Origin of the sequence: Flavivirga aquimarina, from assembly GCF_030540835.1 — a bacterium.
Lineage (GTDB): Bacteria > Bacteroidota > Bacteroidia > Flavobacteriales > Flavobacteriaceae > Flavivirga > Flavivirga aquimarina.
In genome coordinates this window covers 482,585-507,114 of record NZ_JAUOEK010000184.1, presented here as the reverse complement: position 1 = coordinate 507,114, position 24,530 = coordinate 482,585, and the positions used below count along the sequence as shown (strand labels likewise).

23 protein-coding genes are annotated in these 24,530 nt (G+C 32.5%); 7 read left to right on the top strand and 16 right to left on the bottom strand.

What is annotated here, in order from left to right:
* Positions 1-15: 15 nt before the first annotated feature.
* From Q4Q35_RS22170 to Q4Q35_RS22135, 8 genes are all read right to left on the bottom strand, one after another.
* Positions 16-798 (bottom strand): ABC transporter permease, encoded by a 783-nt coding sequence (locus Q4Q35_RS22170; RefSeq protein ID WP_303280258.1) that lies wholly within the window; start codon positions 796-798, stop codon positions 16-18.
* Between the two features lie 117 nt (positions 799-915).
* Positions 916-1,611, bottom strand: a complete 696-nt coding sequence (locus Q4Q35_RS22165; RefSeq protein ID WP_303280257.1) for an ABC transporter ATP-binding protein — start codon at positions 1,609-1,611, stop codon at positions 916-918.
* Entirely contained in the window at positions 1,605-2,840 is a 1,236-nt protein-coding gene (locus Q4Q35_RS22160; protein WP_303280255.1) for a nitrous oxide reductase family maturation protein NosD, read from the bottom strand. Before Q4Q35_RS22160 ends, Q4Q35_RS22165 begins: the two co-directional genes overlap by 7 nt.
* A gap of 103 nt (positions 2,841-2,943) precedes the next feature.
* Entirely contained in the window at positions 2,944-3,384 is a 441-nt protein-coding gene (locus Q4Q35_RS22155; RefSeq protein WP_303280254.1) for a nitrous oxide reductase accessory protein NosL, read from the bottom strand.
* A 91-nt stretch (positions 3,385-3,475) separates the two neighbouring features.
* Positions 3,476-4,072: a hypothetical protein gene (locus Q4Q35_RS22150; RefSeq protein ID WP_303280253.1), complete on the bottom strand. Its 597-nt coding sequence runs from the start codon at positions 4,070-4,072 to the stop codon at positions 3,476-3,478.
* Positions 4,073-4,326: 254 nt separating this feature from the next.
* The gene (gene nosZ / locus Q4Q35_RS22145; protein WP_303280252.1) at positions 4,327-6,291 is read right to left on the bottom strand and encodes a Sec-dependent nitrous-oxide reductase; all 1,965 of its coding nucleotides are present in this window, start codon (positions 6,289-6,291) and stop codon (positions 4,327-4,329) included.
* A 27-nt stretch (positions 6,292-6,318) separates the two neighbouring features.
* Positions 6,319-6,891, bottom strand: a complete 573-nt coding sequence (locus Q4Q35_RS22140; RefSeq protein WP_303280251.1) for a fasciclin domain-containing protein — start codon at positions 6,889-6,891, stop codon at positions 6,319-6,321.
* Between the two features lie 113 nt (positions 6,892-7,004).
* Complete coding sequence (locus Q4Q35_RS22135) at positions 7,005-7,505, bottom strand: c-type cytochrome (protein ID WP_303280250.1); 501 nt, start codon at positions 7,503-7,505, stop codon at positions 7,005-7,007.
* A gap of 121 nt (positions 7,506-7,626) precedes the next feature.
* On the opposite strand from Q4Q35_RS22135, the gene Q4Q35_RS22130 reads away from it, so the two are divergent.
* Positions 7,627-8,058 carry an RrF2 family transcriptional regulator gene (locus Q4Q35_RS22130; protein WP_303280249.1) on the top strand — a complete coding sequence of 144 codons (432 nt, stop codon included), beginning with the start codon at positions 7,627-7,629 and terminating at the stop codon, positions 8,056-8,058.
* 1 nt (position 8,059) lies between these two features.
* Here the strand turns inward: Q4Q35_RS22130 and Q4Q35_RS22125 are convergent, their stop codons facing one another.
* A complete protein-coding gene (locus Q4Q35_RS22125) occupies positions 8,060-8,575 on the bottom strand; it encodes an alpha-ketoglutarate decarboxylase (protein ID WP_303280248.1) in 516 nt (171 codons plus the stop codon).
* Positions 8,576-8,748: 173 nt separating this feature from the next.
* Between Q4Q35_RS22125 and Q4Q35_RS22120 the strand changes: the two genes are divergently transcribed.
* Complete coding sequence (locus tag Q4Q35_RS22120) at positions 8,749-11,490, top strand: 2-oxoglutarate dehydrogenase E1 component (RefSeq protein ID WP_303280247.1); 2,742 nt, start codon at positions 8,749-8,751, stop codon at positions 11,488-11,490.
* 47 nt (positions 11,491-11,537) lie between these two features.
* Entirely contained in the window at positions 11,538-12,746 is a 1,209-nt protein-coding gene (odhB, locus tag Q4Q35_RS22115) for a 2-oxoglutarate dehydrogenase complex dihydrolipoyllysine-residue succinyltransferase (protein WP_303280246.1), read from the top strand.
* 503 nt (positions 12,747-13,249) lie between these two features.
* Here the strand turns inward: odhB and Q4Q35_RS22110 are convergent.
* Genes Q4Q35_RS22110 through Q4Q35_RS22095 form a run of 4 tightly spaced genes read right to left on the bottom strand, consistent with a single transcriptional unit; the run spans position 13,250 to position 18,919 of the window.
* Complete coding sequence (locus Q4Q35_RS22110) at positions 13,250-13,882, bottom strand: response regulator (protein WP_303280245.1); 633 nt, start codon at positions 13,880-13,882, stop codon at positions 13,250-13,252.
* 56 nt (positions 13,883-13,938) lie between these two features.
* Entirely contained in the window at positions 13,939-14,382 is a 444-nt protein-coding gene (locus tag Q4Q35_RS22105) for a retropepsin-like aspartic protease family protein (protein ID WP_303280244.1), read from the bottom strand.
* Positions 14,351-16,933: a CHAT domain-containing protein gene (locus tag Q4Q35_RS22100; RefSeq protein WP_303280243.1), complete on the bottom strand. Its 2,583-nt coding sequence runs from the start codon at positions 16,931-16,933 to the stop codon at positions 14,351-14,353. The genes Q4Q35_RS22105 and Q4Q35_RS22100 overlap by 32 nt, the downstream gene beginning before the upstream one ends.
* Before the next feature lie 30 nt (positions 16,934-16,963).
* The gene (locus Q4Q35_RS22095; RefSeq protein WP_303280242.1) at positions 16,964-18,919 is read right to left on the bottom strand and encodes a DUF7849 domain-containing protein; all 1,956 of its coding nucleotides are present in this window, start codon (positions 18,917-18,919) and stop codon (positions 16,964-16,966) included.
* A 446-nt stretch (positions 18,920-19,365) separates the two neighbouring features.
* Between Q4Q35_RS22095 and Q4Q35_RS22090 the strand changes: the two genes are divergently transcribed.
* Positions 19,366-19,527 carry a hypothetical protein gene (locus Q4Q35_RS22090; protein ID WP_303280241.1) on the top strand — a complete coding sequence of 54 codons (162 nt, stop codon included), beginning with the start codon at positions 19,366-19,368 and terminating at the stop codon, positions 19,525-19,527.
* A gap of 6 nt (positions 19,528-19,533) precedes the next feature.
* On the opposite strand, the gene Q4Q35_RS22085 is transcribed toward Q4Q35_RS22090, so the two are convergent.
* From Q4Q35_RS22085 to Q4Q35_RS22075, 3 genes are all read right to left on the bottom strand, one after another.
* Entirely contained in the window at positions 19,534-20,268 is a 735-nt protein-coding gene (locus Q4Q35_RS22085; RefSeq protein ID WP_303280240.1) for a DNA/RNA non-specific endonuclease, read from the bottom strand.
* 214 nt (positions 20,269-20,482) lie between these two features.
* The gene (locus Q4Q35_RS22080; protein WP_303280239.1) at positions 20,483-21,460 is read right to left on the bottom strand and encodes a hypothetical protein; all 978 of its coding nucleotides are present in this window, start codon (positions 21,458-21,460) and stop codon (positions 20,483-20,485) included.
* 81 nt (positions 21,461-21,541) lie between these two features.
* On the bottom strand, positions 21,542-21,985 hold the full coding sequence (locus Q4Q35_RS22075) for a hypothetical protein (RefSeq protein ID WP_303280238.1): 444 nt from the start codon (positions 21,983-21,985) through the stop codon (positions 21,542-21,544).
* Positions 21,986-22,316: 331 nt separating this feature from the next.
* On the opposite strand from Q4Q35_RS22075, the gene Q4Q35_RS22070 reads away from it, so the two are divergent.
* From Q4Q35_RS22070 to Q4Q35_RS22060, 3 genes are all read left to right on the top strand, one after another.
* Positions 22,317-22,898, top strand: a complete 582-nt coding sequence (locus Q4Q35_RS22070; protein WP_303280237.1) for an RNA polymerase sigma factor — start codon at positions 22,317-22,319, stop codon at positions 22,896-22,898.
* Between the two features lie 5 nt (positions 22,899-22,903).
* Positions 22,904-23,638 carry a hypothetical protein gene (locus Q4Q35_RS22065; RefSeq protein ID WP_303280236.1) on the top strand — a complete coding sequence of 245 codons (735 nt, stop codon included), beginning with the start codon at positions 22,904-22,906 and terminating at the stop codon, positions 23,636-23,638.
* A gap of 124 nt (positions 23,639-23,762) precedes the next feature.
* On the top strand, positions 23,763-24,530 hold the full coding sequence (locus tag Q4Q35_RS22060) for a TatD family hydrolase (RefSeq protein ID WP_303280235.1): 768 nt from the start codon (positions 23,763-23,765) through the stop codon (positions 24,528-24,530).

Genomic DNA, 24,530 nt, shown 5'->3' with positions numbered 1-24,530 from the left:
ATTTTAAGTTCAGTGTTAAAAATCCTTCTTTTTCGATTTAAATATAATTCGTAATACTGGTAAAACAACCCATACTGTTAGCATTATAAAAGATATAATGAGTCCAAAATTAGTTCCGAAGAATTTTTTAAAGACAGCTCCGGTATATCCTAATAATGCTGAAATATCCAGTTTTAATAGAATTAGTGTTCGAGATAAATCTATAGGATTTAACATGGTGCCAATTAGAGATAATTTGTCTAATGGATAATCTTCAAATAAGATCAAAGACATTAAAAATAAGCCGTCGTAAATAATGGCTAGAAACAACCAAAGCAGAATAGCATATCCAAAACCTTTAATCTTATTTTCGTTAGTTAGTGCTATATTAAAAGCTAAAGCTGTAAAAATTAGTGTTAGAAACGTTCCAGTGATAAGTAATAAAGAGAAATCCCAAATGGCATTTGATTTGAATAAACCATAAACAATAAAAGGTATGCCTAGCCCCAAAATTAGACTCATAGATAAGGAAATGGCAACACCTAGATATTGACCTAAAAAAATAGATGAGCGTTTTAAAGGTTGTGCTAATAAAAGCTCAGTGAATTCTTTAGAATTATAATAATACATAACACCAAAAATGGTTCCTATTAAAGGGACTAGCATAATAATAACATTCATTAGTGTAATGATTGCTTTCGATAAATCGTTGTTAAGAAATAGTAAAACAATTCCTAGTAATAAGTAAAAGGCGAAATAGACGTAACTCCAACGGCTACGCATTAAATCGAAAAAACTATATTTTAATATTTTAAGCATGATCTTGTTTTAATTTTCAAACCTCTCGACTGCCCTCGAGGGGACATTTTATGTTCTAATTGTTAGGTCAAGCCTTTTGGCTCCGCTCAAGACAGGCTAAAGTCGAGCCTAATTAATTTAAGTTAATATAGACGCAATAGCATGTTCAAAATCCGGTTGATCGGTTTTGTTTTTCAATGCTGTAATTGAACCTCTAAAGTAAATTTGTCCTTCTAAAAGAAAAACAATTTCATCTGAAACCTCTTCAACAAAACTCATGATGTGAGAGGTTATTAAAATGGTTTTTCCTTTTGTTTTTTCTGTTTGAATTAAATCTTTTAATCGGATGAGCGAAATAGGGTCTAAGCCCGTAGTCGGTTCATCTAAAATAATAAGTGGGCTATCAAACATAAAGGTTAAAACCAGATTCACTTTTTGCTTTGTACCACCGGAAAGGTTGCCTAATTTTTTGTCTAAAAAAGGTTGTAATGTAAAGAGTTCGATTAGGCGTTGGTCTTCATTGGTATGGCCTCGCAAATCTTTTATCATTTTAATAAGTTCCTTAACTTTTAGATTGTTAGGAAAATTTGCAATTTGTGGTAAGTAATCAATTTTATGCCTGTAGCCAGAATTATTTTTAATGTTTTCTCCAAGGACATTAATAGTGCCCTTGTTTGGAATAACCATACCTAAAATAGATTTAATAAGTGTGGTTTTTCCAGATCCATTTGGTCCGAGGATAGCAAAAATACCGCCTTCCGAAATGTTTAGATCTATACCATTTAGTACAACATTCTTATTAAATTTTTTATGTAGATTTTCAATATTTACCATGTTATTCTCTTTGTTAAAGGGTTATTGTCTAGTAAATTATTTGGTGTAAAAATGGGAGATACTTTTTCGGAAAAATCAATAATATCAATAAATAAACTACGTAACAGAATAATGGTTTCTGGGGTTCTGTTTACGATGTATGAGAACAGTTTTACAGGTCTGTATGGTACATCACCAATACCATCTTTATCCAAATCGTAGCCAGTGTAATTGGTCCAGTAATTTTTATTAAACACATTATCATTTACCTTGCTGTTATATGAAATATCGAAAGAATTGTATAAAAAATTATTTTCTATAAAACTATTAGTATAGCAAGCTCCGCGAACTTTAATAGCCCATCCGTTATTAATAAAATTGTTGTTTTTATAAACAATACGGTTGGAACCTTCTATATTAATACCAATCGTGTTTTCCTCAAAGGTATTGCCTATAATTTCAGCATCGTTTATTTCTTTTAAAAGCATACCATAGGAAGCGGTTCCCCAGTTTTCTTTAAAAGTGTTATTTAGCATTTTTATCTTTTTTGAAAACATAACCGCAACACCAGCACCATTTTTTTCGAACGTATTATCCTCATATATATCATCATTTGAAAACATAAAATGCAGACCGTAACGGAGATTTTCTGCACTAACATTGTTTTTAATTAAACAGTCATCAGAGAATTCTAAATAAATGCCATCGCGTACATGTTGTACAAAATTGTGCTCAATAACAATATTTTTACTGTACCATAATTGAATGCCGTTTCCGGAGTTATATTCTTCGACAGCATCTCCTATAATCTTATTGTGAAACACTTTGCCATCTCGTGATTTCTCCAGATAAATTCCAAAAAACAACTTTTCTAAGACGACATTTTGAATGATGAAGTTCTTGCTTTTTCTTACCCGAATGGCTGCATAATCTTCGGTATAACTAGTGCCTACATTTATAATGAATAGGCCATCAACGGTCACATTATCTGCAATAATTGTTATAACTTCACCTTTCAACTCACCGTCAATCACCGGATAACTTTCGCCAATAATTGTTAATGGTTTATCAACCAGAATATTATGCTCTTTGTACGTGCCTTTTTTTACTAATATGGTGTCATAGTCTTTTGCAACAGAAATGCCTTTTTTTAAAGTTGAAATAGCGCATGTGCTACAAACCTCAATGTTTTGGGCATATGTAGAGTAGGCCATTAAAACGGCTGTAAAAAAAAGCAATACGTTTTTCATTGTTTAAATTTTATTGTTTTCTATCTGTTAGACCTGCCTGCAGGTGTAATTCGCCATTTAAGCTCGGTTAGTAGTATCAAGATTTATGGCTCATTTCATAATATTAGCTTTTTAGATGTGCTAATAGTGCTTCCCAATTATAAAGTACTCCCCCTTTTTCTTTTTGAACTTTTTTAGCGTCTTCTTCAGATTTAAAGGCTGATAGAAATGCACCCATAGGGCTGGGAATGTTTTTACTTATTATGAAAGTTGCCTGAGTAGCGTCTATTAAAGCTTCCGGCTCATTATAATTATTAGACAAATAGAGTTGAATTTCGGAGGTGTCAAATTCTTCTGTAAAATTAATCATGCATTCTGTAGCATCAAACTTATACACTTTGCCTTTTTTAGTAACAATTTCGGCAGCGTGAATTTTGTCTACAATAGTCATTTTACAAAAATGGCAACCGTCATTTCCATAATCAATGGCTTCGGGTTTCACATTACAGCTAAAGCATAGTAGCAGCAATAATGCTATTGTTGAATAGTGTTTTAGTGTTTTCATGTTTTTAGTGTTTTTCCTATCCCTAGCCCTTTCCAAAGGAAAGGGAACTTATACTTGAATTATTGCTTAAGTCCTTTCCTTTAGGAAGGGTTTAGGATGGGATTTTTTTATTGTTTTTCTTTCCAATTAGATAAGCTATAAATGAGGCCGTAATTCCTAATGCTAAGAACAAGGCTCCTAATCTAGGGTAAGAATGCGCTCTAAAGTTTAAAATGTCTTTGCTTCCAAACAAGGGTGGTTGAAAGCCCATAACACTTCCGTCGGGGTTAGTAAACTTCATAATGGCTTTAGGGTCTAAATCATGACCATAATCATGTTCCCACAGATAGAAATCGTAAAGCCCAGCACTGCTTAAAACAATCATTAAAATAAACCAAAATAAGAACCATTTATAATTGCCTTTAAAAGCAATTAATAAACCTATAATGGTTGTAACAATAATTCCTATGGGGAAAATTTCAAATTCAGGAATCGCTTCTGGAATGTATTTCATTCCCACATAATGGTTCATCAAATTAATGTTTTTAATGTCATGTGGGTGTACATCAGAAAAATCATTAATATGAATATACATCCCTAGCGGGATAGGATATTGAGGAGCTTCCAGCGTTATTTTCCAAAGCGGGAATAAGAATAACCCTAATGGTAATAATGCTGCGATAAACATGATGATATTTGATCTTTTCATCTTTATAATTCCCGTGAAACGGGAATCTCATTTTTTAGTTACACGAATGTTTTAAGGTATTTCCTTATTTTTTACTCAAGAATATTAGAGATCCAAATATTACTCGGGAAAATATTTCTTGAGATTCCTGCTTTACTGAAACAAGTTCAGCACAGGTCGCAGGAATTTTAGTGTTTTAAAAAGAAAGGCGAGAGCGAAATAGATAACCCTCGCCTTAATAGGGAAATAAACACTAAAACAAAATTTCCCTAAGCTTATTCAATATCTTCACCTAAAGACCATTTTAAAGGTGTATTGGAATTTGCTGGAGATACTCTAACATACCCTTGCATTTCCTGGTGTAGCGCAGAACAGAAATCTGTACAATAAAAAGGCCATACGCCTACTTGTTTAGGTTCCCATAGGAAGGTTTCTGTTTGTCCGGGCATAATTAGTAATTCGGAGGTATTAGCTCCAATCATACTTACACCATGTGGTACATCGTAATCTTGTTCTAAATTTGTTATATGGAAATAAACTTTGTCCCCCACTTTAACACCTTCAATATTATCTGGTGCAAAGTGACTACGGATGGTAGTCATATAAACGTGAACGGTTTTACCATCTCTAACAACTTTGGTGTCTGCTTCACTTAAAGTAGCATACGGGTGTTTGTTGTCTTCCAGTTTAAAGAGTTTTTTAGAACGTGGTTTTATTAAATCTGCAGGACATCCGGCTGCATAATGGGGTTCTCCAACTGTTGGGAAATCTAATAATAATTCCATTTTCTCTCCGGAAATATCATAAAGCTGAGCCGATTGTGTTACTTCTGGTCCTGTTGGTAAATAGCGGTCTTTAGTAATTTTATTCATCGCTACAACATATTTACCAAACGGTTTTTGTGAGTTCCCTCCGGGAATCATTAAGTGACCAACAGAATAGTAACAAGCTTGCCTGTCTACAACTTCCCAAGTTCCTAATTTCCATTTTACTACTTCGGAAGAAATAAAGAAGGTTGTATAGGCATTTCCTTTACCATCAAATTCAGTGTGTAAAGGACCTAACCCCGGTTGTTCTACTACGCCGGCTAATACATCTTCGAAATTTAAGATAGGAATACCGTAAGCATCACCGGCTACTTTATTATTTTCAATAGCATCTAACATTTTAGTGAAAGAATGCACCGTTAAATTAGCAGATAATTTTCCGTTACCAACAATATATTCTCCAGAAGGATCTACATCACAACCGTGTGGTGATTTCGGTGTTGGTAAGAAATAAACAGCTCCGGGAACATCTAAAGGATTTACGACACGCACCTCTTTTTTTATAGTTGAAGTGGCAGAGTGTGTAGCTTCATCATATACATTATGTGCATATCTTGTTGGCATCATGGTACCACCACCGTTATTTACATACGCTTCGATTTTTTTCCAGTTAACGGCTGCTATAAAATCTTTATCGTTTTGAGATGCATTAACTTCCATAAGTGTGCTTGCTTCTTCTGTATTATAAGTAGTAAAGAAGAACCAACCATGAGATTTTCCACGACCTGGGTGTGATAAATCATAATCGAAACCGGGCATTATTAATTGGAATTTGATATCCATATGACCATGTTCGGGGTCTATTGAGATGAAAGAAAGTGATCCTTTAAAGTTACCTTTATAGTCTTTTATAGGCATGTCTTTTTGAGGAATTGGAATAGAGAATCGAGTTCCTGCAACAACATATTCCGAATTTTCGGTTACAAAAGAGGAACTATGGTTACCTGCACTGTTAGGAACTTCTATAATTTCTGTAGTTTCAAACGTAGATAAATCTATTTTTGCTATACGAGGGGTGTTATTCCCATTAATAAATACCCAACGACCATCTATTTCTCCATTTGTTTGAGAAATATCTGGATGGTGAGAATCATCCCAAGGCACAAAACCATGAGATGTATTTAACATAGGTTTTGTTTCTTCGTTGTACCCATAGGCTTTTTCTGCATCTTGTGAGAACACAGGAATCACTTTGAATAAACGACCAGATGGTAAACCGTAAACAGAAAGTTGTCCACTAAAACCACCAGAGATAAAGGCGTAGAATTCGTCATGTTCTCCGGGAGCTACATAAACTTTTTCTGCAGCGCTACTTGAAAGCGCTCCAGAATTGGATTTTGATGCATTATTACAGCTTGTAAATGCTACAAGAATACTTAATAATGCAAATGTTGATTTTAAAAAAGTCTTCATTGTCTTTTAATTTAGTTAGTGTTTTAATTATTCCGCAGGAGGTAATAATACTTTATCAATAACATGTACAATACCATTACCTGCTGGTACACTTGCAATAATTTTTGCACCACCAATTAGTGGTTCACCATCTACAACTTCTACCTTAACATAGCCGTTGTTAGCCTGTCCTAGTTTTTTAAATTTTTTGAGGAAATCTTTTGTGTATTTTCCTGGAGTTACATGGTATTTTAAAATATTAGCCAGAGCATCTTTATTTTCTGGCTTCAATAAATTTTCGACAGTACCTTCTGGTAAAGCCGCAAAAGCTTCGTTTGTTGGAGCAAATACCATTAAAGGACCAGCGTTTACTAAAGCATTCTCTAACTCTGCTGCTTGAACAGCTGCTACTAAAGTTGTATGGTCTTTAGAGCCAATAGCTATGTGTAAAACTGTAGGTTTTCCTTCATCATCTTTGATAAAAGCTTGTCCGGATTTTTCTTTTGGAGTTGTTGCTTTTACAGATTTTGAACTTATTGGGGCCTCTTTGTTTTCGTTTTTACAAGCTGTGAATGTTATGATACACAGCAACATAAGAACCGTTTGCTTTAATGTTTTCATCTGTTTGTATTTAGTGTTAGTTAGTAGTCAGACTGTCTGCAGTCTGGTGTAACTCACATAAAAAATATTTCTGGTTGTATCGAAATTTTAATTATGCTCATTTCATTGGGTTGCTATTTTAATGTTCTAAAATATTCTAATACAGCTCTGGCATCTTCTTCAGAAAGGTTTTGATTTGCCATAGGAGAGCCATTAAACTCAATAAGTAATGCTTTTGCTAATGGGTCTTTTTTAACCATTTCATCTGGATTCAATATCATATTCATAACCCATTCCGGAGAACGTCTATCTAAAATATTATTTGGAGCGGGTCCAATAAATTTTTTATCCGGTCTATGGCAAGCAGTACACATTTTCTTGAATACATCTGCGCCTTGAGTTACCATACCTTGATCGATTTCTGAAGGAAGGGCCAAAGAGGTGATAGGACCTATTCCCTTATTATCTAAATCTATTTTTTTAGAAGCAGGAACAGATTCAGCTTTTTTTGCTTTTTGTTCTGTGGTAGCTTTTTTTTCATACGAGAATCCTTCTTTTTTCTTTTCCTCTTTGCCTCCACAACTTATTAAAAGTGTTGCAAATAATATTATTGCAATATTTAGTGTTTTTTTCATAATTGGTTTTAATTTAGTGGCACTAATTTAAAACCATATAGTTCAATAAAATATGATAAAAATCATATTCAAGACAAAAACATCTTTTTTATATTTGTTCTGTGTTTCCTATATTTAAAATATGCTATCAAACTCATCAAAGTATGCTATTAAGGCCGTGTTATTTCTAGCTTTAAATGCCAGTGAAAAAAAGAAGGTCATGGTTAAAGATATTTCTGAACCTATAAATGTTCCGCAAGCCTATATTGCCAAATTATTGCAGTCATTGGTTAAAGAAAAAATTGTGTCGTCTGCCAGAGGACCAAAGGGAGGGTTTTATTTAGACGAAACGAACATGGATCATCCTATAATTAGCATTGTTAATGTTATAGATGGCGAAAAAAGATTAAACTCTTGTTTAATGAGTTTAAAAAAATGTAATGAAGAAAAACCTTGTCCATTGCATAATGAGTTAAGCGCTTCAAGGGCTCAAATATTAAACAGCTTAAGGTCTAAAACAGTTAAGGATTTGGTTAAGGAAGTTAAATTAGGGAATGCTTTTCTGCCTATTTAATTTAAAAATAAAATCTTACAAAAGGTGCCCAGGGATCTATATAAATACTTTTGTTTTTATCATATAAAACATCATATCTTATCCCAAAAGTAACATTACCGTTTCTATAACCAGCGCCAATAAATAAAGCTGGCGACCAATAGTTATCGTCTGGAGTATTTAAATTTATATTATATTTTCGGTTTATATTAAGTTGTTCAAATTCAGCCGAGAGTTGTATTTCATTAATCACATTAAATAGTCCTATCAAACTGCCTCCTAATATAGTCGATTTATAAACATTTTTTTGATTATCGAATGTGGCATTGAGACCTATACCTGCTGCAAAAAACCTGTCGAATTCATAAATAGCATTGGGAGCAAGCGTTCCGCTAAAAAAACCATCGCCAAAATTTAATCCAATACCACCACCAAAACGAACATGATTCCAGAAATCATTGGTTTTCTGTTGAGCGATTAAATGGTTCAGACTAAATAAGACAACAAGGATAATTAAAACAGTATTTTTATTAATCATAAGAAATGTCTTTATTAAAATTAGAAATCGTTAAAAAATTAACAGGTAATAATAACATATTCGTTAAAAGCATATTGAACGTTTATAAATATAGTCAAAGAAAGATCTAATTTTGGTAAAAGTTGTATTTTTGGAAAATATTTTGACTTAACCTACAGGGATTAAAAATAACAATGGATAAATTTTCATTTTTAAACGCAGCTCACACAGCATATTTTGCTGATTTATACGATCAATATTTACAAAATCCTGATACGGTAGAACCAAGTTGGAGAGCTTTTTTTCAAGGCTACGATTTTGGTAGTGAGAACTATGGATTAAATGGGGAGATAGTAGAAGGTGTTTCTACTCAGATCCCAGAACAAGTTCAAAAAGAATTTAATGTAGTTAGACTTATTGATGGATACAGAATGCGTGGTCATTTGTTTACTAAAACAAATCCTGTAAGAGCACGTAGAAGTTATTCACCCACTTTGGCTTTAGAAAATTTCGATCTTTCCGAAAACGATTTAGATACTATTTTCAATGCTGGAGACATTTTAGGCATTGGTGCAAAAACATTACGTGAAATAATTACTCATTTAGAGAGGATTTACTGTGATTCCATTGGTGTTGAGTATATGTATTTACGTAACCCAGAGGTTATTAAATGGTGGCAGGAACGGCTAAATAAAAATGATAATCATCCTGAGTATTCGGTTGAAATTAAAAAATATATTTTATCTAAATTAAATCAAGCTGTTACGTTCGAAAACTTTTTGCAAACCAAATATGTGGGGCAAAAACGTTTTTCTTTAGAAGGAGGAGAATCTTTAATACCAGCTATTAGTAATGTGCTTTTTTATTCGGTAGAAAAATACGGAGTAAAAGAATGTGTTTTAGGAATGGCGCATCGTGGTCGTTTAAGTACATTGGTTAATATTTTTAGAAAACCGCTTAATGAACTTTTTAGCGAATTTGACGGTAAAGATTTCGAAGACGAAAATATTGACGGTGATGTAAAATATCATTTAGGTTTAACCCTAGATAAAACCTATCAAAACGGAAAGAGTATTAAGATGAATTTGGTTCCAAATCCATCACACTTAGAAACTGTTGCTCCCGTTGCTGAAGGGATTACACGTGCAAAGATTGATAGTGATTATGATGGCGATAACTCAAAAATAGTACCAATTATTGTACATGGAGATGCTGCTATTGCAGGTCAAGGAGTTGCCTATGAAGTAAGCCAAATGAGCCAACTAAATGGGTATAAAACAGGAGGCACCATTCATATAGTGGTTAATAACCAGGTAGGTTTTACCACTAATTATTTAGATGCGCGATCTAGTACTTATTGTACCGATGTTGCTAAGGTAACCTTATCACCGGTTTTACATGTTAACTCTGATGATGCTGAAGCCGTAGTTCATGCTGTGGAAATGGCTTTAGAATATAGAATGCACTATAAAAAAGATGTATATATAGATTTATTGGGATATCGTAAATATGGTCATAATGAAGGTGACGAACCTCGTTTTACACAACCAAATCTATATAAACATATATCAAAACACCCTAATCCGTTTAAAATATATTCAGAAAAGTTAATTGCAGAAAATGCCGTCGATAAAGCCTATGTAGATAAAATTATTGCAGATTTTAAAGACACATTAGAAAAAGAATATGCTAAATCTAAGAAGGCAGAGTCTTCTAAGGTTAGAGAGTTTATGCAAGAACGTTGGTCTGCTTTTAATCGCAAAGGGATAGAAGGTATGCTTGAAAGAGTAGAAACAACGTATCCAAAAAATAAATTGGAAGGTATTTCAAAAATAGTATCAACAGTTCCAGAAGGGGTTAAGTTTTTACGTAAAGCAGAAAGAATTCTTGACGGACGTAAAAAAATGGTTTTTGAAACCGATACACTAGATTGGGGAATGGCAGAAACATTAGCTTATGGTAGTTTGTTGGAAGAAGGTTTCAATGTACGTATTTCAGGTCAGGATGTAGAGCGTGGAACATTTAGTCACCGTCACGCTATTTTACGCGATGAAATATCTGAAGAACGTATAAACTTATTAAATACAAACTCGGAGAATAAAGGTAATATGGATATTTACAATTCCTTTTTATCTGAGTATGGTGTCCTTGGTTTCGATTATGGTTATGCCATGGCCAATCCAAATACGTTAACTATCTGGGAAGCCCAGTTTGGTGATTTTAGTAATGGCGCACAGATTATTTTCGACCAATACCTATCTGCAGCAGAAGATAAATGGAAGTCTCAAAATGGTATTGTTGTTTTATTACCTCATGGATATGAAGGACAAGGTTCCGAGCATTCATCAGCTAGAATAGAACGTTATCTACAATTGTGTGGTGAAGATAATATGATTGTTGCAGATTGCTCAACACCTGCAAACTTTTTTCACTTATTGCGTCGTCAGATGAAACGCGATTTTAGAAAACCATTAGTAGTATTTACACCTAAAAGTTTATTGCGTCATCCAAAAGCTGTGTCATCAATGAATGAATTGGCAACTGGTAAATTTGAAGAAGTTATTGATGATACGATTGCTCCTAAAAACGTAAAAAAATTAGTTTTCTGTACTGGTAAATTCTATTACGATTTATTGGCAGAAAGAGAATTATTAGAAAGAGATGATGTTGCTTTAGTAAGAATTGAGCAATTATTCCCATTACATTTAGAACATATACAGGACGTTATAAATAAATATCCAAATGTAGAAAAATATGTTTGGGCACAAGAAGAGCCTAAAAATATGGGAGCTTGGAGTTTTATGGTGCAACGTATGGATTTGGTTAAATTAGAAGTAGCTTCGCGACCATATAGTTCGGTACCAGCACCAGGATCTAGCACACGAGATAAAAGAAGACAACGATCTGTGATTGATGCAGTTTTCAATATTGACTAAATTTATATTAAAAAGAAATAATTCATATACAATTAAAATTATAAAGAATGATTTTAGAAATGAAAGTGCCTTCGCCAGGGGAATCCATTACAGAAGTGGAAATAGCAACATGGTTAGTAGAAGATGGAGATTATGTTGAGAAAGATCAGGCTATAGCAGAGGTAGATAGTGATAAAGCAACATTAGAGTTGCCAGCAGAAGTTAGTGGAACCATTACTCTTAAAGCAGAAGAAGGGGATGCTGTTGAAGTTGGAGCTGTTGTGTGTTTAATTGATACTAGTGCTGCAAAACCAGAAGGTGATGCTCCTAAAGCAGTCAAAAAAGAGGAAGCTCCAAAAGTTGAGGCTCCAAAACAAACTGCTTCGGAAACAAAAACATATGCAACAGGATCTGCAAGTCCAGCAGCTAAAAAGATTTTAGCAGAAAAGGGAATGGATGCAGCTTCCATTTCTGGAACAGGAAAGGATGGAAGAGTTACTAAAGAAGACGCTGTAAAAGCTGTACCTTCTATGGGTACACCAGCAGGAGGGAGTAGAGGAACATCTCGCAGTAAAATGTCTATGCTACGTCGTAAAGTAGCAGAACGTTTAGTTGAAGCCAAAAATACAACAGCCATGTTAACGACCTTTAATGAGGTTGATATGTCTCCAATTTTTGCATTACGTTCAGAATATAAAGAAACATTTAAGACTAAGCACGGAGTAGGTTTAGGTTTTATGAGTTTCTTTACGTTGGCGGTTGTTAGAGCATTAAAAATGTATCCTGCAGTTAACTCAATGATCGATGGAAAAGAAATGATAAGTTACGATTTTTGTGATATTAGTATCGCTGTTTCGGGACCAAAAGGTTTGATGGTTCCTGTAATGCGAAATGTTGAGAATTTAAGCTTTAGAGGTGTTGAGGCAGAAGTTAAACGTTTAGCTATTCGCGCTCGTGATGGACAAATTACGGTTGATGAAATGACGGGAGGAACTTTTACAATATCTAATGGAGGGGTATTTGGTAGTATGTTATCTACACCGATTATTAATCCACCACAAAGCGGCATTCTTGGAATGCATAATATTGTAGAAAGACCAGTAGCAATTAATGGGAAAGTAGAAATTAGACCCATTATGTATGTAGCATTATCTTATGATCACAGAATTATTGATGGAAAAGAAAGTGTTGGGTTTTTAGTAGCAGTTAAGGAAGCTTTAGAAAATCCTGTTGAGTTATTAATGAATAATGATATTAAGAAAGCTTTAGAACTGTAATTGTAAAATAAAAAAGGAGTGATCAATATCGGTTGATAACTCCTTAATTAACTAACTAAATATAAAATTAATTAAAGCACATTATAAGGTTTATAGAAATAATAATAATTACTAAAATAATTAATCCTATCATAGAATATTTGTCAAGGATGTTATTATTTTTTTCCATTGTTATTACCTAATTTTTTTATTCCCTTAAATGTTAAATAATGTGTAAATTCTTTTATTAAAAACTCTGCACTTACCTATTGCAGCGCAGAGTTTTTGAAAAAATTCTCTCTTATGAAGAATTAATTAATAGCTCTGTAAAGGTAAGTTGTATAGATAAAAAAAAAAATACGCACATATACGTATTTTTAAATAAAAGGTTAGTTCTATAAAAGACGAAAGCTCTAAATCATAACAATTTAGAGCCTTCTTTAATTCTCCCTAAGAACTAATTAATAGCTCCGTAAAGGTATGTTTTGAATATGATAAAAAAAATACGCACTTATACGTATTTTTTAAAAATGAGCTTTATTTAAGTTGGCCCAAATTGAAAGCGATGTAGGTTTGTTATCTAAGCCTAATTTCGCAACAATATTACTTCTATGCTTATCTACTGTACGAACAGAAATTGATAAATCATTGGCGATATCATGACTTGTTTTATTTTCAGAAATAAGCTTTACTATTTTTAGTTCAGACTTGGTTAATAAATCTAATACATCAGGTCTTTGCTCTAAATTACTTGTGTTTAAATAAGATGCTATTTCTTCACTAAAATACGGTGTGCCATTTATAACATGTTCAATACAAGTTTCAATTTCTTCAATGGCAAATTCTTTTAAAATATATCCAAAAACATCAAATTCTTTAGCCTTGTCGTATAACTCTTCCTCTTTATCGAAAGTTATAAGGATAACTTTAGTATTTAAATTATTTTTTTTGCAAGCTTCGGCGATTTCTAATCCAGTTTTATAGGGCATTCTTATATCTAGAATGGCGATTTTTGGTTTTAGTTTTACTATAAGATTATAGGCTGTATTTCCATCTTGGGCACTTCCTACAATATTAAAACCTTTCGAAGTTAAAAAATCGGTTAGCCCCCGTAACATTAACGGATGATCATCAGCAATCACTATTGAGGTGTTCATTACTAGAGGAGAATTAAAATGCTATTAATTAAAAATGTAGATTTATTTAAATTTTTTTATAGTTTTAAATATAGATATTTCTTTTCATAATCAATAATAGCTTTAGCTTTTTTTAATATATCGGCTCCTATAATTCCGTCAACAGGTTTAGAATTATGATTTATTAGAGCCGTATTTACATGAGTAAGATTAAATAAAACTAAAACAACCTTATTGCGTTTCCATTTTCCGATTTTCATTTTGTTTTTTTTAGACATCTTAGTGTCCATATTTGTAGCACCTGCACCTGCTGCTTTAATAGTAGAGTTTTCAGTTTTTAGCTTAAAAGTTTCAGTAGCTTCAAAACCTACACATGAGCTTGATGCACCAGTATCTAGAATAAATAAGCCTTTATGTCCATTTATAGTTGCCTTTATTTCAAAGTGATTTGTTTTAGTAAGATGTAGCTTTACTTTAGCATATCCTTTTTTAATTAAGAATTCCTGCAGTGTTTTTTCCATAAGATTTTTTCATTCTCAACAGTAAAAGTACTATAATCAATAAGATAAATAACCCTAAGAGTGTGTAAATTAATTTATTATCGCGATTCGTTGGTTTTGTTATTTGACCATAATATACAAAAGCACTCCAGTAATAAGGTGATTTTTTAATATTGCTAATTCCTTCATTTTTTAAATAATCTAATTTTGACTGATGATTCGAGGTATAAGCCGACTGGTTATCTCCATAGTTTTTATAAAAGGATTTCATAATTTGAGATGTAGATAAATCGTTTATTTGCCATAGAGAAAACAATACGTTTTGGGCACCAGCGTATTGAAACCCACGAGCTATGCTCATAGCGCCTTCTCCTTTATATAATTTCCCAACACCCGTTTCACAAGCACTTAAGACGACAAGATTTGTGTTTAAATTGAGGCTATATAATTCATTTAGATACATGGTATCGTTATAAAACTCAATATTAGCTGAGGTTAAAAAATCGCCACTACTGGCATGGGTAGATAAATGTAATATACTGTAGTTTAAACTATTTTCAATGAAAGCTTTTTTTGTTGCTTTATCTTTTAAAAATAGCTGGGATGGTATTTCTTCTTTTATAGCATTTGCCTCATCTATAGAGTAGGTTAAACTGTTTTTTGTTTTTTCAAATACCGGAAAGATACCAAGAAGCTTGTTTGTGTTATTTTCTGCTTCGTTTTTTAGGTAAAATGCGGGACTTGTATTGTAAACAATATGTTGCTTTTGTATAACAAATGGCATTTTTGAAAAGTTGGTTGTATGGGTTTTAGAAGTTAGTAAAGCCTCAAATGGTATAAAACTTAATAACCCATCTGGGATAATAACGATGTTTTTAAAATTTGATGCTTTTGCAAGGTTCAAGATACCATAAAGAGTATAAGCCGTTTTTGTAAATTTATTTATATCGTTATTTATTATAGAAGCGTTATCGAATAAATGAATAAAATTTGTAATATGTGTTTTGACAGCTTCATCTAAATTAATTTTGTTAAGGTTGATACTATCATTATAAATTATAAATTGATAGATGTTTTTTTTGCCATAAAAATACTCAACCAAAACAGCGTCGTCTTTTAATAGCTTGTTTTGTAAATCTTTAACTAAAAAATTAGTATTTTCTAACTCGGGGTATTTTTTATTTATAGCTTCTGTGAGCGTTTTTAATTTTATGCTTACAGCATTTAAATCTGAGCTTAAGGCTGAAATTATGGATGCTTTCGATTTACCTAATTGTTCATTTATTAAGAGGTTGGTTATTTCTTCCTGTTTTTTAAGTAAATGAGATTCTTTAAGTAACAAACTATCATTGGGGTATTTTTGTAAAAGCGTTTGTTTAAAAGCTCTCTCTTTTAAGATTCCCGATTTGTTTAATTCTGCGTATTTAAAAGCGGCGGATAAAAGTGTGTCATTTTTAATGCTTTGGTAGGCATTAAAGATAATATCTATACATTTTTCACTACGAATTCTATTTGCTGCCTGATTCGATATTTTGTTTTCCTGAGATGTCCAGTTATTTTGTAATAATCGAGATATATAGAAACTTAAATCGTAATATTTAAGTGCTAATTTATAGTCTTCCTGAAGCGTAGCATACAAATCGAAAATATCTATAAATGTATTTTCGGCGTATAGTTCACTTCTTAGAGGTAAAGAGGCGAAAGTATGATTAGGAAGTAAGGCTTTAGTAGCCTTTTGTAAGCTATCTAAAGCTGTTTTTGAATCGTTTAATAAATAATATAGTTGTGCTTCTTGAAAATATAGTTTAGCTAAATCTCTAGCGAAAACCTCTTTTTGATATAAAAATACTTTTTTTGCTTTATTGAAATGGAACAGAGCTTTTTCATAATTTCTTTTTCGCAGTGCTATTTGGTAGTTGTTTTTGTAATACTCAAAAGTGTTGTTGTCGATTGTTTTTGATAATGAGCTATTTAAGGCGATTTGACTATCATCGTTTATATCAATTAATTTTTGTTTTTGAACATTATTTATGTTTAGAGTATTAAGATTTTTTGACGTTAATTCTAGCACAGATTTATGCTTGCCTGCACTTTGATATAGTTTAGCCAGATTAATAATACCACTAGTCCGGTGTTTAATATGATTACTTTTTTCTGCTAAAAATATGTATTGTTTGATGATGTTTTCGGCATTAGTAAAATCATCAGTTTTAGTATATAAGTTTCCTAAAGGGATTAGACAGCTTTCAATTATATCGAAATGGGAAAATTTTGAAAGGTTGTTTGTTTTAAACCGATTTGAAGCATCCTCAAAAGTAGTAATCGCATCTTTTAGCTGGAAGATTTTCTCCAGATAAAACCCTTTGTGACATTGTAAAAAAACAAGCGCTAGTTGTTCACTTTTGCTTTTAACTTGTTTTTTGAATGTAGATTCTTGCTCGCTTAAGAGGTTTAATGAAGTATTATTTGTGTTGCTAATAAATGTTTCGGCAGCAACATAAATTTCTTCTTCTAAATTTTGAGAAAAAGTAATTCCGTAAATTAAAAAGAAAATAAGACTTAGTTTTTTCATAAGAGTGAGCCTGCTAAAAGAGACTTAGCTTCAGAATTTCCATATAGCGTAAAATTGCCAGTAGTTAAAATCGTTTTCAAAATTCATTATATAACGAGCACCTACACTAGGGCCAATTCTGGCAAAACCAGCAGTGGCCTCAAATAATAACCCTGTTCTTAAATTGGTAAAAGAATTGGTTTCGCTACCAGTATCTTCTTCAATATTAAAAGAGGGCGTGTCTGGGGTGTCTCCTTCAAACCATTCTATTAAAATACGTTGTTCTTGTTTTTCACTTAAGGAAATGGTGTTTTGCAAACCTGCGCCCAGACCAAAATAATTATTAATATTATATCGTATTAAAACGGGAATATCCCAATCAATATTTTCGTAAGAAGCATCCGTTGTGGTGCGCTGTAAAAAACGAAACCCTTGAGCTTCTTGAATAAATTCTTCAACAACATTAGTTTCAGCATCGTAGTTATGTAAATTATTCATGAGTTCTACTTGCCAATACCATCTATAAGATTTATAAGGAGACAGTGTAAAACCTAAGAAGTAACTTTTGGAGTTTTTTAAGTCGCTAAACGAATTATACCCCATTTTGGCACCAATGGATAACCCGGGTATAAACCTAGTGGTTGAATAGTTGGTAAGAATAGGCTCGTTTTTATCAAAAATAATGGCAGTTCTACTTTTGGTTTTTTTCTTATGAAAATCTTTTGCAAACTTGATGCTATATTTTACAAAACCTTTTGTAGAATCGTATTCTTTTACATTTTTTTGTTCGCTTCCCGGTAGATAAATATTTTTAAAGGTAAAAATGGCTTGACTATCTGTAAATGTAGTGTCTAAGCAGCTATAGAGAACTTCTCGTTTAGGGCATATGTCACATTTAGGATACATATCTAGAACCTTTAAAGTCGATTTATCCAACATGTCGGGAATATCGGTTTCTAGTCTTATTGTTCTTGCCGGACCTTCGCCGTTATTTTGAAATTTGATCTTATATTTTAAGGTTTTAAAACGTACTAATCTATAATTCATAAACGTACCATTGGATGACATTTTGTTAGGATCATGTGAGGTCACAATTTCCATTTCCATGTCTTTTACTTTATGGTTATCATAGTTACCATCTGGTACATAAATACCTCTAACCGATATAATGGCACTGGTATCCTTAACCATTTCTGGTGTAGTTTTTAAACTAAAAAAGATATGACGCTCTTCATTGGGTTGCATATTATCAAATTCCAGTAGGCTCCAGTCTTTATAATATGCTTGAGATTCTGCAATGGTTAAAGGAAGGTTTGTCTTTTCTGTCGAATCTTGTAATACAGGATTCGATTTAATAATATCATGATTTAAAGAAGCCAGATAAGTGTGGTCTTCATCTAGATTATTTGTATATGCAAAACCGTTTGCCGAAATATTTTTTTCGTTATGATGTGTCCTGGTTTCTAACAATTCAAAATTATTGGCTTTATATTTAAGCTCGTTATAAAACAGGTATATTTTTCCGTTGGTTACGTAGTCTTTTACATTTTTATAACTCAATACCGTTACTATTTCTTGTTCGGGAACAGGTTCACGGTTACGCTTTAATGTAAAATCTTCATCCATAACTGCCAGATCTTCATAGTCTGTTGTAATTGAATTAACAGCAATCTTTTTGGGTCTTGTTGTTGGTGGTTTACCTGTGTCGTAATTATTGGTGGCCCAAAGTTTTACTTCATAATCTCCTTTATTTTTATAAACATGTTTTGGTTTTTCTTCGGTGCTATAATGCCCGTCACCAAATTCCCAGTAATGCGTATAAAATGCTTTTGGTGCACCAGCAATTTGGTTTAAAGTAGGTGTTTCTGGGGTAAATATTATTTCGTTGCCATTAGTAGTACTCTTAATAGTTGCTGTTCTTGTTAGTGTATCGTTTGCAACTAATTGTTGTGAGTAGCTATATACATGTATAAATAGTAAGCAAATAAAAAGGAATAATTTGTTCATGAACAGTTGGTTAAATTGGTTTAAATATACAAAAAGTGTCATCTTTATAAGAGCCTTGTGCAGTACTAACTTAATATGAAATATAAAAGTTAGATATAATTACAAAAATATTGGCTGTTATTACTAACAATATCATCACTATGATAGCCCATATTGGAATTGTTTTTTTCACTTTATTACTAGTTTTTATATTTAAATACACAATAATTACATTTTGTTACCCATTTTATGCTATGAAAATGAGAATTTTCCAATTGGAACGCTAGGCTCAATTATAAAGCCCTAAAAAGTATAAGTTTTAATTCAAAGTCGCGCTAACAATATATAATGGCAAATATGCTTAGACTTTGCTTTAGGTCAGATTAACGAATTTTTTTCTGTGACCTTTAGATGCCCAGAATTAAAGCATATTTAACCGATAATTATGGTTAAACATACGAAAGCAAATGAGAGCACTTAGATTAATAGGAAGGGCTTCTTTAAACCTTATGTTACATAATAAAAACCAAGCCGCAACCTTCGGAGCATCAAATGGGACTTGGTGTCCTATAAATGAAAGTAAAGGAATAAAAAGCTACCAAGTAGTGTTTCCTGTTAAAAAACAATGAAGATTTTTAAAACTCCCAAATATCTCTTGGATGCTTCTTTTGCAGATGAAGATCGCCTCCACTAATTCGATCCCAAAAACGACCTCCAACCAACTGTTCGGCATCATATGTTGAAACAAGATAATCTTTTAGTTCGCCTGTTAGCTTTTTATTTTCCATTTCGAAAGTCCAAAGAGACAACCTGCCTTTATCGTCCTCGGCTAAAATACTTTTGATGAATGCATGTGGCACAGGAACATCAATACCATATTCATCTGAATCATCACCAATAGTTTCAACTTTTCTATCGAAGTAAAATACAGGGGCAGTAAGAACATAAGTTTCTAAAACTTCTGGCTTATCGTTAAGCTTTCTTACCGCTTCTTCAAGTTTTCGCCAAATGATACGATTGAAATTAGGTTTTTGCGGAGACATATTTGATAACAAAAAAGTTTCACTATTCTGAATTTCAAGAATATCGTTATTGGCACTTGCAACTAGGTGCCCCCGATCAAACCCACTACCTGAATAAGCTCCAAGTCCTGCTCGAAATCGTTTAGGAATTCGTGTGTCAGCTCGAAAGTTGTTCATTCTATCTGCTTCTGTTAGAAGGTATTGATTTCTATTTATGATTTCTAATGTCCATTTGGCTTGTCTAAAATACCAAGAGTAACCAATAGAGAAGTAGCGTCCAACTAAAATTTCATCGCAAACAGGCGCGCCATAACGAAGTTCAGGCTGTATTTGAAAAGGATTATCCATTTTAAATTTTTTTAATGTTATCAAGAATGTCTAAATATACCGAAATTAATCGTGAGAAAAGTTAACAATTTGTAAACTTAAAGAGATATAATTATACTGTCTTATTTATTATTGACTTTAATAAAAAACCAGAAACATAAAGTTTCTGGTTTGAAAAGGAAGGTTAACAAATGAAGTTAACCGTTATAAGCAGGAATTTAAAATGAGTAGATGTTTATGGTAAACCATTAATAATAGTTGTTAATTGTGCTTCAGTAGCTATTGAAGTTTCATCTTCGGTAAATGTTATAACATCATTTTCTGCAATAGTTACAGCTTTAATAGCATATTTCCAGTTGTCACCATCTTCAGTAGCAAAAATGATATGGCACTCCAATCCAATAGGAATTTGTCCGTAATGCTCGCTAAATAAACCAGTTTCAGCATCGTAAGTATCTAAATTAGCTAAGCCTGCATCTTCGCCATCATAAGAAATAAAAACAGAACTGTTTGTATTATCATACCCCTCAGGCACTGCTACAAGAATAGTTGTTTTTTCACGTGGGTCGTTATAAAAACGATCTACGTTAGACCATCCGAATGATTGAAAAAAACCATAGTATTGGTCTCCCTCTCCAAATACACCACCATCTTGTCCAGCAGCTTCATCAACTTCAGCCCATGCAAGGTTTCCGTCTTGATCGATTCTACCTTCCCAAAGTGTCATATCATTATCTACACCTCCTGTTAAATCTCCAGGAATTAACATTTGAAATCCACAATTGGTTTCTAGAGCAGCACCATTTTGAGTCGCATTCACAAAGAATTCTCCTCCAGAAATAAGCAATGCTTTATCGCCATTTGGTAAAGTTCCCATGGTTGGCTTATTTGTTGTAAGCATGCTACCTTTGTCAAAAAGTTCAACAAACTCTACATCGATAGTTCCAGTTACAGCGTCTCCATTTAAAGTTAAACAAGAACTACTAATGCTAATTTGTACACCCTTATCAGATGTTAGTGTTACATAGCCGTCATCCGTATTAAACTGAAATGTTTGCGTTAAGTTTTCAAGGGCAGCTTCTTTTAACTGATTAAAATCTTCAGCTGTTGGACGAATTAAAATATCGCCATCGTGATCGTCATTATTAGAACAGCTGGTTAATAATAAAGCTGAGATAAAAATGGTTCCTAAAATGTGTTTTGTAATTTTCATGATTAATTGGGTTTTAAATTATTATTCGAGGTTATATAAACAGGGTAATTATTTTGTTACCCTGTTTTGGTAATTATTTTTTTATTGTTGAGGTTGACTGATTATTTTTTTGGAAACAATAGCATCGCCAGAAGCAACTAATTGCATCATTTTATAAGCGTATGCTTCTGTTGAAGAGTACCCTTTTGCATATCCTGTTACAGTTTCAACTTCCCAGAAATAATTTCTTTTAGAGTTGTTTTTTGCTTCCGTTTTTAATACAAAATAGCCTTCAATGATAGATGCTCTTATAATTTCTCCAGAGCTTGTTAAAAGAATCATTCGTTTTGCATCTTCAACAGAAAGCGCTATTCCCGAATAAACACCTATATTGGTTTCTACTTTCCAATCATATACTTTAAGTAAGTGCTCATTTGTAATATCTACACTAATAGTTATTGGGTTAAGGGCCGATGTTAAGGTTGTAGCATGAGCATTTAAAATTGATAATACTACAGTACCGATAATTAAAATTGATTTCTTCATGATTTCTAATTTTTATGGATTAATTAAAATGTTTCAGTTTTTTACTGTAACACCCTTATATCAAATCCATTTAAAAATTGTTACCCTTTTTATTTTAAAGTTTTTATTCAAAAGAGTCTCCCGAGGCACAGTCTAGGGGTTTCCTTTGAAATTGTTATTCCTATGAATCCCGATGGCTCCCGACAGCTGTCGGGACGAGAGGGAATCTAAATACAGAATTTCTGTTTTCGACCCAAAAGGTTAAACGAAATCGATAAAATGTTTTTATGCTCAGCATTGAGAATAGTTGGTTTAAAGAAATTCTGTATTTTAGTAGCAAATACAAGGGTTAATGAGTGAGAAAAAACTACACGAGGACCAGAAGTACATAGATGGACTGCTTAAAAACAATTCGTTTATTATACAAGCTATATATGATAAGTTTGTTCCTAAAGTAATTAACTATATAAAGCAAAATAGTGGCGATGGTGATAAGGCTCAAGATGTGATACAGGATACCTTAATTACCATTTATAATCAGGCAAGCGAAAATAAATTACAGCTTACCTGCCCATTTGATGCGTATTTTTTTATCCTATGTAAACGAAAATGGCTAAATGAATTGAAAAAAAACTCTAATAAAGAGGTAACAATTAATGAAGAAGTTTTATCTAAAGATGACGAGGCTCAAGAACTAGCTTTTGAAACAGCTGTATTTGGCGAAAAACAAGTTTTATTTACAGAAATGTTTCAAAAACTTGGAACCGCTTGTAAAGATTTATTAACAGCTACTTTTAAAATAAAATCTATGGAAGAAGTCGCTAAAAGTTTAGGAGTAACTTATGCGTATGCCAGAAAAAAGAAATCTTTATGTATTGGTAAATTGACAGAGCTGGTTCAAAAGTCACCAAAATTTAACCAACTTAATAATTAATTGTCATGGAAGATCAAAATTACATATTATTCGAATCCTATTTATCTAAAGAGTTACCTCAAGATGAAATAATTGCTTTTGAATCGAGATTAAAAAATGAATCGGATTTTAACCAGGCATTTAATACATATAAAGAGTTAGCGTCTTTTTTAGAACATAAATTTGAAAACGAAGCAGCTTCAACCGCTTTTCAGAATAATTTAAAAACCATTTCTAAAACTCATTTTGAAAAACAAAAACCTGCTAAAAAAGTAGGACACTTTAAGCTCTGGAAATATGCTGTAGCAGCAAGTATTGCTTTATTAATAGGAATCTTTACATTTAATGATTCTCCTAACCCAACTTTTAGCGATTACAATAATTACGAGGCAATTAGTTTAACTGTAAGAGGTGGACAAGACGAATTGCTAAAAGCAGCCGAAGACGCTTTTAATAATAAAAATTTCATTACTGCGGAAATCATTTTTGGACAGTTATTAGCCAAAGATAATTCGAATAAAGAATTGCAATTATACCGAGGTATTGCGCTATTAGAAATAGATAAATTTGATGAAGCCGATAGTTTATTCAGCAGACTTTCTAATACCCAGTCGGTTTATAAAAGCAAAGCAATTTGGTATTCGGCTTTAAGTAAATTAAAACAGAAAGACTTTGCTGCTTGTTTAGAAATATTAAAAACCATACCAAAATATGCAGAAGATTATAAGGAAGCGCAAAACCTTATTAATAAATTAGAATAAGAAGCGGGGCGCGTGGGCTAAGTATTGTCTCATGGCACAAGAATACAAACCTTAAATTTAAAGGTAAGATAAATAAGCTTAAAGAAAGTCATCAAATTAATGGTGACTTTTTTATTTTTACCAAATGATTATTACAGACACCCATACCCATTTATATAGTAAAGATTTTGATGAAGATAGAGGCGAGATGATACATCGTGCTATAGAGGAAGGTGTGTCCCGGTTTTTTATTCCGGCAATAGATTCTGAGCATACAGAAGCCATGCTTCAGCTTGAAAAAGAGTATCCTAATAATATGTTTTTAATGATGGGTTTACATCCTACCCATGTAAAAGACAATTATAAAGCTGAGTTGAAACATGTAGAAGACATGCTTGCCAAACGGCACTTTTATGCTGTGGGCGAAATTGGGATTGATTTATATTGGGATAAATCGACATTAGGAATTCAACAAGAAGCATTTAAACATCAAATCAAGCTTGCCAAACAATATAAATTACCAATAGTTATACATTGTAGAGACGCATTTAATGAAATATTTGAAGTTTTAGAAACAGAAAAAAGTGATGACTTATTCGGTATTTTTCACTGTTTTACAGGAACGTTAGAACAAGCCCATCAAGCAATTTCGTATAATATGAAACTGGGTATAGGAGGTGTAGCCACTTTTAAGAATGGAAAAATTGATACTTTTTTAAATGAAATAGATCTTAAACATGTCGTGTTAGAAACAGATGCTCCTTATTTGGCTCCTGCCCCATATAGAGGAAAACGAAATGAAAGTGCCTATGTTATAAAAGTCTTGGAAAAATTAGTATATATATATGGTGTATCTTTAGAAGAAATAGCAGCCATAACGACTCAAAATTCTAAAGACGTTTTTAAAATTTAA